General features: G+C 72.0%; 11 protein-coding genes. 9 read left to right on the top strand and 2 right to left on the bottom strand.

Annotation, left to right across the window (positions count from 1 at the left end):
• Positions 1-285: 285 nt before the first annotated feature.
• From ACFV2X_RS08835 to ACFV2X_RS08800, 8 genes are all read left to right on the top strand, one after another.
• Positions 286-2,187 (top strand): protein kinase, encoded by a 1,902-nt coding sequence (locus ACFV2X_RS08835; protein ID WP_385613286.1) that lies wholly within the window; start codon positions 286-288, stop codon positions 2,185-2,187.
• A 92-nt stretch (positions 2,188-2,279) separates the two neighbouring features.
• Positions 2,280-3,062, top strand: a complete 783-nt coding sequence (locus ACFV2X_RS08830; RefSeq protein WP_385613283.1) for an FHA domain-containing protein — start codon at positions 2,280-2,282, stop codon at positions 3,060-3,062.
• A gap of 152 nt (positions 3,063-3,214) precedes the next feature.
• The gene (locus ACFV2X_RS08825) at positions 3,215-4,627 is read left to right on the top strand and encodes a family 2B encapsulin nanocompartment shell protein (protein WP_385613281.1); all 1,413 of its coding nucleotides are present in this window, start codon (positions 3,215-3,217) and stop codon (positions 4,625-4,627) included.
• Positions 4,628-4,670: 43 nt separating this feature from the next.
• Positions 4,671-6,941 (top strand): germacradienol/geosmin synthase, encoded by a 2,271-nt coding sequence (locus ACFV2X_RS08820; protein ID WP_385613278.1) that lies wholly within the window; start codon positions 4,671-4,673, stop codon positions 6,939-6,941.
• Between the two features lie 89 nt (positions 6,942-7,030).
• A complete protein-coding gene (locus tag ACFV2X_RS08815) occupies positions 7,031-7,636 on the top strand; it encodes a TetR/AcrR family transcriptional regulator C-terminal domain-containing protein (protein WP_385613275.1) in 606 nt (201 codons plus the stop codon).
• Between the two features lie 180 nt (positions 7,637-7,816).
• Positions 7,817-10,138 (top strand): glycoside hydrolase family 95-like protein, encoded by a 2,322-nt coding sequence (locus tag ACFV2X_RS08810; RefSeq protein ID WP_385613272.1) that lies wholly within the window; start codon positions 7,817-7,819, stop codon positions 10,136-10,138.
• An 86-nt stretch (positions 10,139-10,224) separates the two neighbouring features.
• Complete coding sequence (locus tag ACFV2X_RS08805) at positions 10,225-11,781, top strand: bifunctional phosphatase PAP2/diacylglycerol kinase family protein (protein ID WP_385613269.1); 1,557 nt, start codon at positions 10,225-10,227, stop codon at positions 11,779-11,781.
• 95 nt (positions 11,782-11,876) lie between these two features.
• Positions 11,877-13,070, top strand: a complete 1,194-nt coding sequence (locus ACFV2X_RS08800; protein WP_385613266.1) for a DMT family transporter — start codon at positions 11,877-11,879, stop codon at positions 13,068-13,070.
• A 37-nt stretch (positions 13,071-13,107) separates the two neighbouring features.
• On the opposite strand, the gene ACFV2X_RS08795 is transcribed toward ACFV2X_RS08800, so the two are convergent.
• Complete coding sequence (locus ACFV2X_RS08795; RefSeq protein ID WP_385613263.1) at positions 13,108-13,980, bottom strand: NAD(P)-dependent oxidoreductase; 873 nt, start codon at positions 13,978-13,980, stop codon at positions 13,108-13,110.
• A gap of 151 nt (positions 13,981-14,131) precedes the next feature.
• Between ACFV2X_RS08795 and ACFV2X_RS08790 the strand changes: the two genes are divergently transcribed.
• On the top strand, positions 14,132-14,491 hold the full coding sequence (locus ACFV2X_RS08790; RefSeq protein ID WP_385613260.1) for a winged helix-turn-helix transcriptional regulator: 360 nt from the start codon (positions 14,132-14,134) through the stop codon (positions 14,489-14,491).
• 68 nt (positions 14,492-14,559) lie between these two features.
• On the opposite strand, the gene ACFV2X_RS08785 is transcribed toward ACFV2X_RS08790, so the two are convergent.
• On the bottom strand, positions 14,560-15,429 hold the full coding sequence (locus ACFV2X_RS08785; protein ID WP_385613257.1) for a family 16 glycosylhydrolase: 870 nt from the start codon (positions 15,427-15,429) through the stop codon (positions 14,560-14,562).
• Between the last annotated feature and the right edge of the window lie 219 nt (positions 15,430-15,648).

The raw sequence follows: 15,648 nt of genomic DNA, 5'->3' as shown, positions 1-15,648 counted from the left end.
CAGAGGCCTTTTGTGGGTGGCTCTTGTTTTGTTTAACCCCCGGGGGGGCCGGGCGGGGGGGGCCGGGGCGCCGGGGGGGGCCCGCGCCCCCCGCCTCGCCGCGCACCGATCCCACCGTCCCCGCCGGCCTCGCCGCGCACGCCCTCGGGTCGCCTGCTCTCCACAGTTGCGGGGGTTTTGTGAGTGCGGCCGAAACGCTGTGTGCCCGACTCCTCACGCAGTAAGTTCGGTGCGCGCGCCCAGTCGTGGCGCGATCCGGTTCCTGTGTGAGGGGGAGAGTCTCTGGTGCGCCCGGGTGGGAAGGTCGGCAAATACCGGCTCACGAAGGGGCCCGTCAACGGAGGCAGGGGCGCGGTCTGGTTCGCCGTCGACACCGAGCTGGACCGGCCCGTCGTGCTCAAGCGGACGCTGGCCGAGGACAACAGCCGGGCCGCCTTCGACGAACTGCTGGCCGAGGCCCGCGCGCTGGCGAAGTTCAGCCATCCCCATGTGGTCACCCTCTACGGCGCCGAGCGCGCCGGCTGGGGGCCGAAGGCCACCTTCTGGCTGGTCATGGAGCATGTGACCGGAGGCAGCCTCAACGGTACGGCCCGGCTGCCCGCGAAGCTCGCGGCCCATATCGGCGCCCAGGTCGCGAACGCGCTGGCGGCGCTGCACGCCAAGGGCATCGTGCACTGCGACGTCAAACCGCACAACGTCGTGATCACCGAGGACGGGGTCGCCAAGCTCGCCGACTTCGGCGCCGCGTACCGCATCGACGGCAGTACGACGAACACGCCGAGCGGCCCGTTCAGCCTCACCCCCGCCTATGCCGCCCCCGAGGCGTTCCGGGGGGCGCCGGAGCGGGCGTCCGACCTGTTCTCGCTCGGCGCCACCGTCTACGCGCTGGTCACGGGCGAGGCGCCGCCGCGCGGCCCCCGGCGGACGATCCGGACCGACGCGCTGGGCGAACTGGTGGAAGATGGGCCCCTGCGCGATGTGCTCACCGCGCTCCTCCAGCGCGATCCGGGGCGGCGGCCCGGCGCCGAGGAGGCGCAGCGGGCGCTGGCGGAGGTCGCGGGGCCGGTGGACCAGCTGCCGCGGGTGCCTCTCGAAGAGGTGACCAAGCGGTATCCGCCTCCCGAGGAGCCCGGTGAGCACGGTGAGCACGCGGCGGCGGGGTCGGCCCCGCTGCCGTCCCTGCTGCGGCGCCGCCCCCTGCTCACCTGGGGTACGGCCGCCACGGTCGTGGCGATCGCCGCGGTGGCGACGGTGCTGGGGCTGCAGGACGGGGACGGGGGCGGCCCCTCGGCCCACGCCGACGAATCGCCGACCGCCACCCCGAGCGCCACGGCCGGCGTCGGCTTCGGCCTCGGGAACCCCCGTACGGTCGATCCGTGCGCGCTGCTGAGCACCGGCTCGTTCGAGCGGTTCGGACACGAGGCCCAACTGGATCCGCAGTACGGCAATTACGACCGCTGCGATGTCGTGCTGAGCTCGGACGACGACGATATCGTCGATGTGACGACGGACCTCGACACCGAGGATCCGCCGAGCACCGCGGCGGCGAGGACGTCGGGAAAGGTCAGCGTCGTCACGCAGCCCGCCGAGAGCGGCTGGTGCGGTCGCACGCTCGTGCTGTCGGGTGTGCGCGACACCGTCATCAGGGTCGAGGCGAAGCTGACCGACGACACCAAGGCGCCGCTGTGCGATATCGCCGACGCCGCCGTCGAGCACGCGGTCACGGTGCTCAACCGGGGCGAGGTCCCCCGCCGTTCGCCGGAGCTCCCGGCCGACTCGCTGGCCCAGCAGGATGCCTGCGGGCTGCTCGACGCCCGGGCGCTCGAGGTCGTTCCGGGTATCGACGCCCGCGACCCGGACGTCGGTTTCGGCCGGTGGACCTGCGACTGGGCGAGCACCACCAACCGTATGACGGTGCGGCTGGTGTTCGACCAGGGCGTCCTCTCGATCCCGGACAACGCCCGGTTCACCGAGCTCGCCGGACACGACGCCGTCGTGATGCCGGAGTACGAGGGCGACGGCAGCTGCACCGTCGATGTGTTCAACCGCCCGTACCGGAGCAGTGACGACAGGCCGACCGAGCGGCTGCGCCTGGTGGTCGGCGGAGCGCGGGCCAAGGACCGGCCCTCCTGCGAGACGGCGACCGACCTCGCCCGGTCCGCGACCGCCGCGCTGTCGGCCGGCTGACCCACGCACGGGCGGGACACGGCCGAGCGGGACGGGTCCCGCCGTGGGCGGGGCACAGTGGACCCGGCACGGCACGACTCAAGGAGGCAGCGATGCACAGCCACCGCCCCGAGACCCTGGCGCGCGGCGCCGAACCCGCCCGGCCCGGCACGCTCCACGCGCGCTCGGTCATCGCCGACATCAGCGTCCCGCCGGTGCCCGGCCGCATCGTCCGGTTCGGGCGCGGCGGCCGGCCCGATGTGGATCTGTCCGTCGCCGAGGGCGATCTGCGGGTGAGCCGCCGCCATGGCGAGCTGACGTACCGCGAGGGCAAGTGGTGGCTGCGGAACACCGGGCAGCAGCTCGTCCGGCTGCCGCGCGGCCGGATGATGCATTCGAGCTCGGGCCCGATCCCCCTGGAGACGGGGTACACCCCGCTGTTCGTCAGGGGCTCGGGCTACCGGGAGCACCTGGTCGAGCTGTATGTGACGGACCACGACGAGCGGGGCGGCGGCGCGCGGCAGCAGGACGCCACCCTGCCGCCCAAGCGGTGGCCGCTGGACGACGAGGAGCGGCTGCTGCTGGTCGTGCTGGGCCAGCACTATCTGCTGTACGAGGAGTGCCCGCGGCCGCTGTCGTACCGGCAGGCGGCCATGGAGCTGGACTATGTGTGCGGCGAGGGCGTCTGGGGCGAGCGCCGGATCGAGCGCAAGGTGGGGGCGGTGCGCCGGCGGATCGAGCGCGGCGGGGACTTCCCGTACTCGGTGCTGCGCGAGGACGACGGCGCGGGGCCCAGCGACCACAATCTGCTGCACAACCTGCTGCGCGGGCTCGTCGAGTCGACGACCCTGGTGCCGCCGGACCTCGAACTGCTGGACGGCGATGTCGACGACTGAGGACGCTGATCGTTAAACGCGGGCGTTGCCACGATCATTCGATCTGATGAGTCGCATCCGCCGTCCGCGTCTGCGCCGTTCAACGCCCCCTAGCGTGCTGGGTGTTCGCGCCGAACCCCCGTTTTCCCCCGCACGCAAAGGAGACACGGCTGATGTCGGTAGACGCGGCCAGCGAAGCGCAGCCGGAGCGGCAGGAGCAGCTCAGCCTCGGCACCGCCGCCGCACGCAACCTCGCCACCACCACCAAGTCCGTTCCGCAGATGCAGGGGATCACCTCCCGCTGGCTGCTCAAGGTGCTCCCCTGGGTGCAGACCGACGGCGGGGTGTACCGGGTCAACCGGCGCCTCACCTACACCGTCGGGGACGGCCGCATCGAATTCGTGAAGACCGGTTCGCGGGTGCAGGTCATTCCGCGTGAGCTCGGGGAGCTCGCGGTGTTGCGCGGCTTCGAGGACGTGGGCGTGCTGACGGCGCTCGCCAACCGCTTCGTGCAGCGCGACTTCGAGGCCGGTGAGGTGCTGGCGGAGGAGGGCACCGCGGCCGATCACATCTATCTGATCGCGCACGGCAAGATCGTCAAGACCGGCAGCGGTCCGTACGGCGAGCCGACCCGGCTCGGCGTGCTGGGCGACGGCGACCGGTTCGGCGAGCAGTGTCTGCTCAGCGCCGACTCGACCTGGGAGTACACCGCCAAGGCCGCCACCGCCGGCACCCTGCTCGGGCTGCCACGGCGGGAGTTCACCTCGATCCTGGAGGGCTCGCCCGCCCTCCAGACGCATGTCGCGGAGTTCGCCGCGCTCCCCCAGCAGCGGCAGAACGCGCGCGGCGAGGCCGAGATCGCGGTGGCCTCCGGCCATGCCGGTGAGGTCGATCTGCCCGGCACCTTCGTCGACTACGAGCTCCGTCCGCGCGAGTACGAGCTCAGCGTCGCCCAGACCGTGCTGCGGGTGCACACCCGGGTGGCGGACCTCTACAACAAGCCGATGAACCAGACCGAGCAGCAGCTGCGGCTGACCATCGAGGCCCTGCGGGAGCGGCAGGAGCACGAGATGATCAACAACCGCGAGTTCGGCCTGCTGCACAACGCCGAGTACGCCCAGCGGATCCAGACCCATTCCGGCCCGCCGACCCCGGACGACCTCGACGAGCTCATCACCCGCCGCCGCGGCTCCCGGTTTCTCTTCGCCCATCCGCGCACCATCGCCGCCATCGGCCGCGAGCTGAACTCCCGCGGGCTGTACCCCGACCACGTGGATCTGAACGGCAACAAAGTGCCCTCCTGGCGCGGGGTGCCCATCCTGCCCTGCAACAAGATCCCCATCACCAAGGAACGCACCAGCTCCATCATCGTCATGCGTACCGGAGAGGACGACCAGGGCGTCATCGGGCTGCACCAGACGGGGCTGCCCGACGAGTACGAGCCCGGCCTGTCCGTGCGGTTCATGGGCATCGACGAGAAGGCGCTGATCTCCTATCTCGTCACCGCCTACTACTCGGCGGCCGTGCTGGTGCCGGACGCGCTCGGCGTCCTGGAGAACGTCGAGATCTCCCACGGCCGCGACTAGCCGTCCGTCCCGGAACACGAGAGAGGTGAGGTGAGAGGCGCGGATGTCACAGCCCTTCGAGCTGCCGGACTTCTACGAGCCGTATCCGGCCCGGCTGAATCCCCATCTGGCGGCGGCCCGGGACCACTCCAAGCGGTGGGCCCGCGAGATGGTGATGATCGAGGGGTCGGGCGTCTGGGACGAGGCCGACTTCGACTCCCATGACTACGCCCTGCTCTGCGCCTACACCCACCCGGACGCACCCGCCGACGTGCTGGCCACGGTGACCGACTGGTACGTCTGGGTGTTCTTCTTCGACGACCACTTCCTGGAGAGCTTCAAACGCAGTCAGGACATGGCCGGTGCCAAGGCCTATCTCGACCGGCTGCGGGCCTTCATGCCGGTACACAGCGACGGTGCGGGCGGCCGCGCCGCCGAGGAGCCGGCGAACGCGGTGGAGCGGGGCCTTGCCGACCTGTGGGCCCGTACGACACCGGCCATGTCCGGCGGGTGGCGGCGGCGGTTCGCCGAGGCCACCCGCCATCTGCTCGAAGAGAGCATGTGGGAACTGTCCAACATCAGCGAGGGCCGGATCGCCAACCCGCTGGAGTACATGGAGATGCGCCGCAAGGTCGGCGGCGCCCCCTGGTCCGCCGGGCTCGTGGAGTACGCGGCGGGCGCCGAGGTGCCCGAGGCGGTGGCGGCGAGCCGACCGCTGCTGGTGCTTCGGGACGCCTTCGCCGACGCCGTACATCTGCGCAACGACCTGTTCTCCTACCAGCGCGAGGTCGAGGACGAGGGGGAGCTCTCCAATGGCGTCCTGGTCTTCGAGCGGTTCCTCGGCTGCGACACCCAGGCGGCCGCCGAGGCCGTCAACGACCTGATCACCTCGCGGCTCCAGCAGTTCGAGCACACCGTGTTCACCGAGCTGCCGCCGCTGTTCGTGGAGTCCGGTCTGGACCCGCGGTCCTGCGCGGACGTCCTGACCTACGCCAAGGGGCTGCAGGACTGGCAGTCGGGCGGGCATGAGTGGCATATGCGCTCCAGCCGCTATATGAACGGCCATACGAACGGCGGCGGGGCCGGCGACCCCGGTGGCCCGGTGCCGGGCGGCCCGCTGGGCCTGGGCACCTCGGCGGCCCGTATCGCCACCTCGCTGGCGGCCACCCTGCCCTTCCGGCTCAGGAGCCATGCGCAGCCGCCGCGCCGGGTGGTCGGGCCGGTGCGGGTTCCGGATCTCCATATGCCCTATCCGGCGCGGTTGAGCCCTCATCTGGACCGGTCCCGGGAGCACATCGTGGAGTGGGGGCGGCGGATGGGCATCCTGGATGTGCCGCCGGGCCTCCCCGGCTTCGGGGTCTGGGACGAACACAAGCTGAGGGCCTTCGACTTCGCGCTGGCCGCCGCCGGTATCCACCCGGACGCCACCGGCGAGCAGTTGGATCTGACCACGGGCTGGCTGACCTGGGGTACGTACGCGGACGACTACTACCCCATGGTCTTCGGGCGCGCCTTCGACCTGGTCGGCGCCCGGGTCTGCAATGAGCGGCTGTCGGCCTTCATGCCGGTGGACTCCACCGCCGCGCCCACCCCGGTGACCGGTCTTGAGCGGGGCCTGGCCGACCTCTGGTCGCGTACGGCGGGGCCGATGGCGGTGGACGCGCGCCGTGCCTTCCGCACCACCGTCGAGGACATGACCGGCAGTTGGCTGTGGGAGCTCGCGGGCGAGATGGAGCGGCGCGTCCCCGACCCGGTCGACTACATCGAGATGCGCCGCAAGACCTTCGGGGCGGACCTGACCATGGCACTGTCCGGGCTGTCCCACGGCCGGACGCTGCCGGCCGAAGTGTGCCGGGCCCGACCGGTCCAGGCCATGGAGCACGCGGCCGGGGACTATGTGGGGCTGCTGAACGACCTCCACTCCTTCCGGAAGGAGGTCGAGTTCTCGGGCGAGATCCACAACTCTGTGCTGGTCGTGCAGAACTTCTTCGGCTGCGGCACCTCCGAGGCCCTGCACATGGTCGCCGACCTGGTCAACTCCCGGATGCGCGAGTTCGAGCGCATCGTCTCCACCGAACTGCCCGTGCTGGTCGAGGATCTGGCGCTCGACGCCACGGTCCGGGCCACGCTCTACGGCTACACGCGCGAGCTGCAGAACTGGATGTCCGGAATCCTCGTCTGGCACCGGCAGACCCCCCGCTATGCGGAGTCCGAGCTGCGCCGCCCCGTGGGCCTGCCGCCGCGCACGTCGTACGGCCCCACAGGGCTTGGCACCGCGGCCGCCCGTCTCGCCGCGACACCGGGCGGCGGACGGGCGACGGCGGCAATCGGCTGACAGACGGGCGCTGCTCGACCATCGCCCCCTCGTTGCCTTCCCCCTACACTTGATCTTGACTCACGGCGCGGGGCGGAGGGAGACGGTCCATGGGACTCGACCGTACGGCCGTGGTGACGGCGGCGCTTGAGCTGCTGGACGACGTGGGTCTGGACAGACTCACCATGCGCGGGGTGGGCGCGCGGCTGGGTGTGCAGCTCAACACCGTGTACTGGCACGCCTCCAGCAAGCCCCGGCTGCTGGAGCTGATGGCCGACGCCATGCTCGAAGGGTGCGCCGACGCCCCGCTCCCCGAGGCGTGGGACGAGCGGGCGCATACGCTGGCGCGGCGGTATCGCGCGGCGCTGCTCGCCCGCCGTGACGGGGCGCGTCTGGTGGCCGGCACCCATGTCGCCGAGGAGCACGCACTGCGCTTCGCGGACGCCTTGACCGGCGCGTTTCTCGCGGGCGGCCGCGCTCCGGCCGAAGCGGCCTGGCGGACCTGGGCCCTGGTCTACTTCACGCTCGGCCTCGGCCAGGAGGAACAGGCCGCGCCCCTGGGGGTGGAGCCGCTGCTGCGGGCCGCCGCGGGCGGGCGGTTCCCGTCCCTGGCCGCCGGGGCGGACCGGATCACGGACTTCGAGGAGCGGTTCCGGCACGGCGTCGAGCTCATGGTGCAGGGCCGTGGATCCGGCGGGCGGCGCCGCCCACGCTAGCCAGGGAAGATCCGAGGTCTCGCCCGCCTGACGGCCTTTCGTGCGGGTATGGACCCGTCACCGCCCCTCGCCCATCCGATGTTTATCGTGCGCGAGGGGTTCCGGTTCCCCTCAAGGGACTGCATCATGCCCAAGGGTTCAGAGCGTCGAACTGGAGGCATGTACGTGACCACGTCTGCGATGTCATCCACACCGTCCAGAAGATCGGTCCTCGGCGGCGCCATCGCCGCCTCCGCCGGTGCCGCCGGGCTCGCGGCGGCGCCCGCCGCGTACGCCGCCGAACCCGCCGTGCCTGCCGCGGCCGACGCCCGCGACCCATGGGCCGAAGTCCTCGACGACGCCGACATGGTGTGGCAGAAGCTGCCGACGACCTGGTACGAGGGCCCCTTCCTCGGCAACGCCCGCCTCGGCTCCGGCATCTACGCCGAGCCGGGCGGCGCGAGCGCCATCCGCTTCAACGTCCAGCACAGCGAGGTCCAGGACCACCGCCCCGAGTTCGGCTCGCTGTTCGGCCTGGCCCGGCTGCCCATCGGCTGGTTCACCCTGGAGCCGGTCGGCACCATCACCGCCGTCGACTGGCGGCTGCGGCTGCGCGACGCCGAACTGACCGGCACCATCACCACCGACAAGGGCACCCTCACACTGCGCGCCCTGGTCCACAACTCCCGCTCCCTGATGGCCGTCGAGGTCACCCCGAGCGCCGGCGAGGCCACCTTCCGCTGGGTCTTCCACCCGGCCGAGGCGATCAGCCCGCGGGTCGCGTTCAAGCCGATCCCGGACGGCTATACCGGCAACCCCCCGGCCGTCGTGGCCGAGCAGGAGGGCGTACACACCGCGGTCCAGTCCCTGCTCGCGGGCGGACAGCATGTGACGGCCTGGCGGGAGCGCGACTCCTCCCGGCGGCGGACCCTGTATGTGACGGTGGCGCACTCCTTCCCGCGGACCACCGCCCTGGGCGCCGCACGCAAGGCCGTACGGTCGGCCTCCGCGCTCTCCTACGACGCCCTCGCCGCCACCCATCGCCCCTGGTGGCACGCCTACTACCGGAAGAGCTTCCTGTCCCTCCCGGACGCGCGGCTGCAGCGCTTCTACTGGATCCAGCTCTACAAGGTCGCCGCGGCCGCGCGCGCCGACGCGCCCGTGATGGCCACCTGCGGGCCGTGGCTGGAGTCCACCCCCTGGCCGAACACCTGGTGGAACCTCAATGTCCAGCTGGAGTACTGGCTGATCCACGGCTCGAACCACCTGGAGCTCGACGCCGTGACCCGGGCGCTGAGCGAGTATCGCGACAACCTCTCCAACCAGCTCGACGCCCCGTACCGCAAGGACTCGGCGGGCATCCCGCGCACCACCGACCCCCAGCTGGTCAACGGCGGCGCGGTGGCGAACGGCGGCTACGCCGTCGGCATCCCGGGCCAGGACCCGCCCACCCCCGAGGTCGGCAACCTCACCTGGGCGCTGCACAACGTCTGGCTGAGCTACCGCCACACCATGGACACCGCGATCCTGCGCGACGTCCTCTTCCCGCTGCTGCGCAAGGCCATCACCTACTACCTCCACTTCCTCACCCCCGGCAGCGACGGCAAGCTGCATCTGCCCGCCACCTTCTCGCCCGAGTACGGCGTGAACGCCCCGGACTGCAACTACGACCTGATGCTGCTGCGCTGGGGCTGCGCCACCCTGCTGGAGTCGGCGGAGACGCTGGGCATCGACGACGAACTGGAGCCGCGCTGGCGGGAGGTGCTGACCCGGCTCACCCCTTACCCGGTCGACGAGAACGGCTACATGATCGGCGCCGGGGTCCCCTTCGCCAAGTCCCACCGCCACTACTCGCATCTGCTCGCCGTCTACCCGCTGTACGAGGTGACCTGGGAGGACCCGGCGCACCGCGAGCTGATCGAGACCTCGCTCAACCACTGGGTCGGCTTCGAGGGCGCGCTCCAGGGCTACACCTTCACCGGCGCCGCCTCCATGTCCGCCCAGATGGGACGGGGCGAGGACGCGCTCAAGTACCTGGGCGAGCTGATGCGCCGCTTCATCCAGGCCAACACCATGTACAAGGAGTCGGGACCGGTCATCGAGACCCCGCTGTCGGCCGCCCAGTCGCTGCACGACATGGTGTGCCAGAGCTGGGGCGGGGTGATCCGGGTCTTCCCCGCCTTGCCCGCCGCCTGGCGCGAGCTGGCCGTCCACGACTTCCGTACGCAGGGCGCGTTCCTGCTGAGCGCGGCGCGCGAGGGCGGGGCCACCCGCTGGGTGCGGCTGCGCAGCGAGGCGGGCGCGCCCTGCGTCGTACGCCACTCCCTGGGCGGGGACATCGAGGTACGCGACGGACACGGGCGGCCGCTGCGGTACGAGCCCGCGGGCGACGGCACCATCCGGATCCGGCTGGCCCGCGGCCAGGAGGCGGTCATCACCGCGCGCGGCGACCGGCCCGATATGCGCGTCCGGCCCGTAGCGCCGAGTGAGGAGGCGCCGCGCTGGGGGATGCCGGCCTCCTGACGGGCGGGGCGCAGCGAGAGGGGCGGATCGGCTGTCCGTGCACACCGGGGTGGCGTGCGGGCGGCCGATCCGGATACCCATGTGCCATGAGATTCATCAGCGATCTTGACCGACGGCTGTTCGCGCGGGTCGCGGACGGCCGGCTCCGCGGCGCCCATCCCCTGCTGCCCAAGCTCACCCACGCCGCCAACCACGGCCGGCTGTGGTTCGGCACGGCCGGGGTGCTCGCCGCCGTCGGCGGCCGGACCGCGCGGCGGGCCGCGGTGCGGGGCGTCGGGGCGCTGGCCGCCGCCTCGTTCGTGTCCAACACCGTGGTCAAGTGGACCGTGGACCGCCGCCGTCCACTCCTCGACGGCGTGCCGCTGATCCGCCGGCTGGCCAGGCAGCCGTGGACGAGCTCCTTCCCCTCCGGGCACTCGGCTTCCGCGGCCGCCTTCGCCACCGGGGTCGCCCTGGAGTCCACCGGGTACGGGATCGCTGTCGCCCCGCTGGCCGCCGCGGTGGCCTTCTCCCGGGTGTACGTCGGCGTGCACTACCCGAGCGATGTCCTCGCGGGGCTCGCCCTGGGCGTCGGCGCCGCCGCGCTCACCTGCCGCTGGTGGCCGCCGCGGCCACAGACCCCGGCGCGGGCCCGGCCGCGGGTCTCGGCCCCGGCGCTGCCCGAGGGCGCCGGGCTGGTGGTGGTCGTCAACACCCAGGCCGGCGTCGGCCTCTCGGGGACCGGTCTCACCGCCGCCGAGCAGCTGCGCGCGCTGCTGCCCGCCGCGGAAATCCTGGAGCGCGAACCCGGGCACGACCTCGGGCCGCTGCTGGAACGCGCCGCCCGGCGCGCCGCCGAGCGGGGCGGGGCGCTGGGGGTCTGCGGCGGGGACGGCAGCGTGAACGCGGCGGCCGCGCTGGCCGCCGAGCGCGGGCTGCCGCTGGCCGTCTTCCCCGGCGGCACCTTCGACCACTTCGCCCTGGACGTGGGGGTGCCCGCCATCGAGGACACGGTGCACGCCGTGACCGAGGGCGACGCCGTCGCCGTGGACCTGGCCCGCGTGGCCCCGCTGCCGGGCGACGGGCCGGGCGGCCACTTCGTGAACACCTTCAGCCTGGGGATGTACCCCGAGCTGGTGCGGATCCGCGAGAGCCTGGAGGGCCGGCTCGGCAAATGGCCGGCCGCCGCGGTCGCGCTGGCCCGCGTGCTGCGCACCGCCACGCCCATGGAGATCGAGGTGAACGGCCGCAGGCGGCGGCTGTGGGTGCTGTTCGTCGGCAACTGCCGCTATGCGCCCGAGGGGTTCGCCCCGGCGTACCGCGAACGGCTCGACGACGGGCTGCTGGACGTCCGCGCCGTCGATGGAGACCAGCCGCTGGCCCGCACCCGGCTGCTGGCCGCGGCCCTCACCGGCACGCTGGGGCGGTCCCGGGTGGTGGCGACCCGGCGGCTGCGCCGACTGGACCTGTCGGGCCTGCACGACGTGGATGTCCGCGCCTTCGACGGCGAGGTCGCTCCGTCCCCCGCCGAGGCGCTGGTGATCGAGAAACGGCCCGGCGCCCTGACCGTCTACCGCCCGGCCGAGCCGGGGAACGAGCTGGCGCAGCGCGCCCGGACGGCCGCCGCGACGGCGCACTTCCGGCGGGCCGTACTGCGCCGGTAGTACGCGCAATGGGGGCTCAGGGACGACGACGTGGCGGGCGAAACCCGTCATCGTGAGGACATGGACGACGACCGACCGGCCCGGGGAGCCCTGACGTGACCTCCCTGGCTCTCTCCGTGCTCCTGGCCCTGGCCTCGGCGGTGTGCTACGCCGCCGGCGCCATCCTCCAGGAGCACGTCGCGGCGACGACGCCGCCCCGCCCGTACGCAGCGCTGCGCCGCGGCCGCTGGTGGACCGCGGTGGTGCTCAACGGGACCGGTGCGGTCCTCCATGTGCTGGCCCTGGCGTACGGGCCGCTGAGCGTGGTGCAGCCGCTGGGCGCGCTGACCATCGTCTTCGCGCTGCCGATGGCCGCGGTGTTCGTCCGGCGCCCGGTCGGCGCGGCCGGGTGGCGGGGCGCGCTGCTGGCCACCACGGGGCTCGCCGGGATGCTCTCGCTGAGCGGTTCTTCGGGGGCCAGAGCGCTGGCGAAGGACGGCCGGATCATGGTGGCCGTGGTCACGGTGAGCGCGATCGCCGTGCTGGCCCTGGCCGCGCGCTGGTCGCGGCGGCCCGGGGTGCGCAGCGTGCTGCTGGCCGTGGCCGCGGGGACCGCCTTCGCCGTCTCGTCGGTGTTCACCAAGAACGTGACCGTGGAACTGGAGTGGGGGAAGCCGGAGTTCGAGGGCTGGGCCTCGGGGCTGCCCAGCCTGGCGATGATCGGGCTGCTGGCCGGGGCCGGGGTGCTGCTGTCCCAGGCGTCCTACCGGGGCGCGGGTCTTGCCGCCCCGCTGGCGACGGCGACCGTGGCCAACCCCGTGGTCGCCACGGCCATCGGCGTCACCGCGCTCGGTGAGCACTTCCGCCACGGCGCCCCCGGCACCCTGCTGGCCCTGCTGGCGGCGCTGGTCGCGGGCACCGGTCTGGTCATGCTGACCGTGCACGGGGTGGAGACGTCGGGTCAGCCGGCGGAGCAGGGTGCCACCGCGGACCCGGCCACGCCGGAGGCCGCCCCGCGGCTTCAGGAGACGGACGCGACGGACGCTACGGGCGGGGCAGATGGGACGGATGGAGCGGCCGGGACGGGCGAGGGGCCCGAGGGGCAGGGGCCGGACGACCGGACCGGCGGCCCCGGAACGGGTGGCCCCGGAGCCGGGGCCGCCCCCCGCCCGCGCCGGCTCCCCCGTATCCCCCGCCCGGCGCGCGGCGCCGACGACCGTCTGACCCCGGACCGCCGCTCCCCCGGCCGCCGCTCACGCGACCAGCGGCGGTCCAGCCGGGGCGAGGCCGTCCTACAGGACCACCGCTAACACGTCACCCGCCGGGGCCGGGCCTGTCAGGTCCGGCTCACGGCCGCGTACGCAACAGCTCCACCAGGCCGGAGAGGTCCTCATGGCCGTGGCCGTCGGCGACCCGCCGGGCCATCAACGGCCCGAGCGGGGAGAGTAGTTCGGGGCTGACGCCCTGCTCCTCGGCGGCCTCGATGAGGTGGCCGAATCCGGCCGACTGCATGGCGAGGTTGGAGACCACGCCCCGGGCGTGGTCGCCGCTGTCGATCTTCTCGGCATATCCGGCCACGGCGCCCGACATGGCGTTCAGCCAGCGGCCGAGCAGCGGGGCGAAGTCGGTCGCCTTGATGTCCTCGCTGCGGATCAGCGCGTAGGCGTGCAGGATTCCGGTGAACATCCCGTACATCCCGCTGAGCAGGGCGATGTCGTGCAGCGAGGCCAGCGCGGCGTCCTCGCCCAGGTATTCGCTCCGCGCCAGTGCGTCCAGCGCCGCCCGGTGGGCGTCGAAGACCTCCCGGGATCCGCTGTAGAGCACAAAGGCGGCGGGGGTCGCGATCATCGGGGGTACGGCCATGATGCCGCCGTCGAGATAGTCGGCGCCCTGGTCCGCCGCCCACGCGGCCATCTCGCGGGCCTGCCGCGGGGTGCCGCTGGTCAGGTTGGCCACGGCCTTGCCGGTCAGCACCCTGGCCACCGGGTCGAGGGTGTCGCGCACGGAGTCGTGGTCCAGCAGGCACACCACCACCAGCGGGCTCGCCTCGACGGCCTCGGCGACCGTCGCCGCGCGCAGCGCGCCCTCGGGGACGAGGGCTTCGGCCTTCGCAGCCGTACGGTTCCACACGGTGGTCCGGAATCCCGCCTTCAGGAGGGCGCGGGCCAGTGCCGTGCCCATATCGCCCAGGCCGAGGACGGTCACGGGGGTGTCGCTCATATCAGGTGCTCCCGTTGCTCAATGCTGCTGTTCGTATCGGTCCCGGCGCGCCTGTCCCAGCCTTGCGGCCCGCTGTAGTGTGGGCAAGTACGGATTAAAAAGTGCGTACTTACCTAGAGGTCAGTGGGGATGGGTTCATGGGGACGGGTTCATGAGGAAGCAGCCATATGTCTGTGGCCTGGACGCGGCCGTGGACGTCATTGGCGGCAAGTGGAAAGTCCTGATCATCTGGGCGCTGAATCACCAGCGGTGCCGGTTCGGTGAATTGAAGCGACTGGTTCCCGGGGTGAGCGAAAAGGTGCTGACCCAGCAGTTGCGGGAGCTGGAGGCGGACGGAATCGTCCACCGGGAGATTTACGACCAGGTGCCGCCGAAGGTGGAGTACTCACTCACCGAACTCGGCGAGGATCTCAATACGGCGCTGAAGCCGCTGGGCGCCTGGGGAAAGCAGCGGATGGCGGTTCTGGAGGACGCCGACGAGAACTGCCGTCACCCCTCGGCATGCGGATGAGGCGGTGGCTTCCGGGAGTGCTGGGAGTGCCCCTGCCGGAGGCCACCGCCTCGTGGCGGGGCGCGTCTTCAGGATGTGCGGTTGCGGCCCACATAGACGTTCCGGGCCCGGTAATACGTGTCCCCGCCGGGGCCCGAGGACCCCGAGGAGCCCTCCATCTGGAGGTTGATGATGAGCCACAGGGGTTTTCCGACAAAACCCGCCCCGCGGTGGACCGCTTTCCAGGTCCCGTCGAGGTAGTAGTGAATGTCGACGTCGGTGTTGTTCACCTTGGTGATCCAGGCGCGATAGGTGTGCCAGTTGCCCGGTGACGACACCCCGACGATCGTGCTCGACACGTCCGAGGAGGTGCGGAAGGTATTGAACCAGTTGTTGGAGTTCCCCTTGAATTCCAGGATGTCGCTCTCCGGCGGCCAGCTGTTGACCCCGGTCAGCCAGAAGGCCGGCCAGGTCCCCGCACCGTTCGGCGCCTGGAATTCTCCCTTCACCTCATAGTCGGGGAATTGGTTGGTCACCACGATCTGGTTCTTGGCGTGCACCGCGCCCGAGTGGTAGCGGATCGGCAGATGCGGGGAGGAGGAGCTGGTCCCCTCGTCCCAGGTGATCCGGCTGGCCTTCAGGGTCAGCACACCGGAGCCGAGATAGATGTGGTTGTGGTCGCTCGCACTGCCGTACATCCGGGCGCTGCCGTTGTGGTCGGAGCCCCAGGGGTACAGATAGTTCCACTCCGACTCGAAGGCGCTGTAGCTCCCGAAGGAGCCGTTGATGACGTCCTCCCAGGTCGCGGCCGGGGCGGCGGCCGCCGGACGCGGCCATCCGGTCAGGGCCGCGGCCCCGCCGAGGGCGGCGGCCGTGGCGAGGAATCTTCTGCGTCCGTACGGCTCGCCCTGCGCTGACTCGCTCTGTGCCGACTTGCTCCGTGCTGACATGCCACTCATGGCTGCCTCCCGAAGTCCGAAACTTCGAACACAAGCAAACAGAAGTCAATCGGAATCACCACAGTCCCAAGGGCCCCACACCTCGTCAAGGGTCTTTGTTAAGCGCAGGTTAGCTCTGGCCCCGGAGGTCTGTACGCCGCCGCCGTCCGCGCGGAAGCTGCCATCCGCGGCGGCGTCCTCGGGCGGGCCGCCATCCACCCGCATGCTCGAGGAGGCCCC

It is taken from the genome of Streptomyces sp. NPDC059679 (assembly GCF_042734105.1).
Classification (GTDB): domain Bacteria; phylum Actinomycetota; class Actinomycetes; order Streptomycetales; family Streptomycetaceae; genus Streptomyces.
This window is presented reverse-complemented; position numbering and strand designations above follow the sequence as displayed.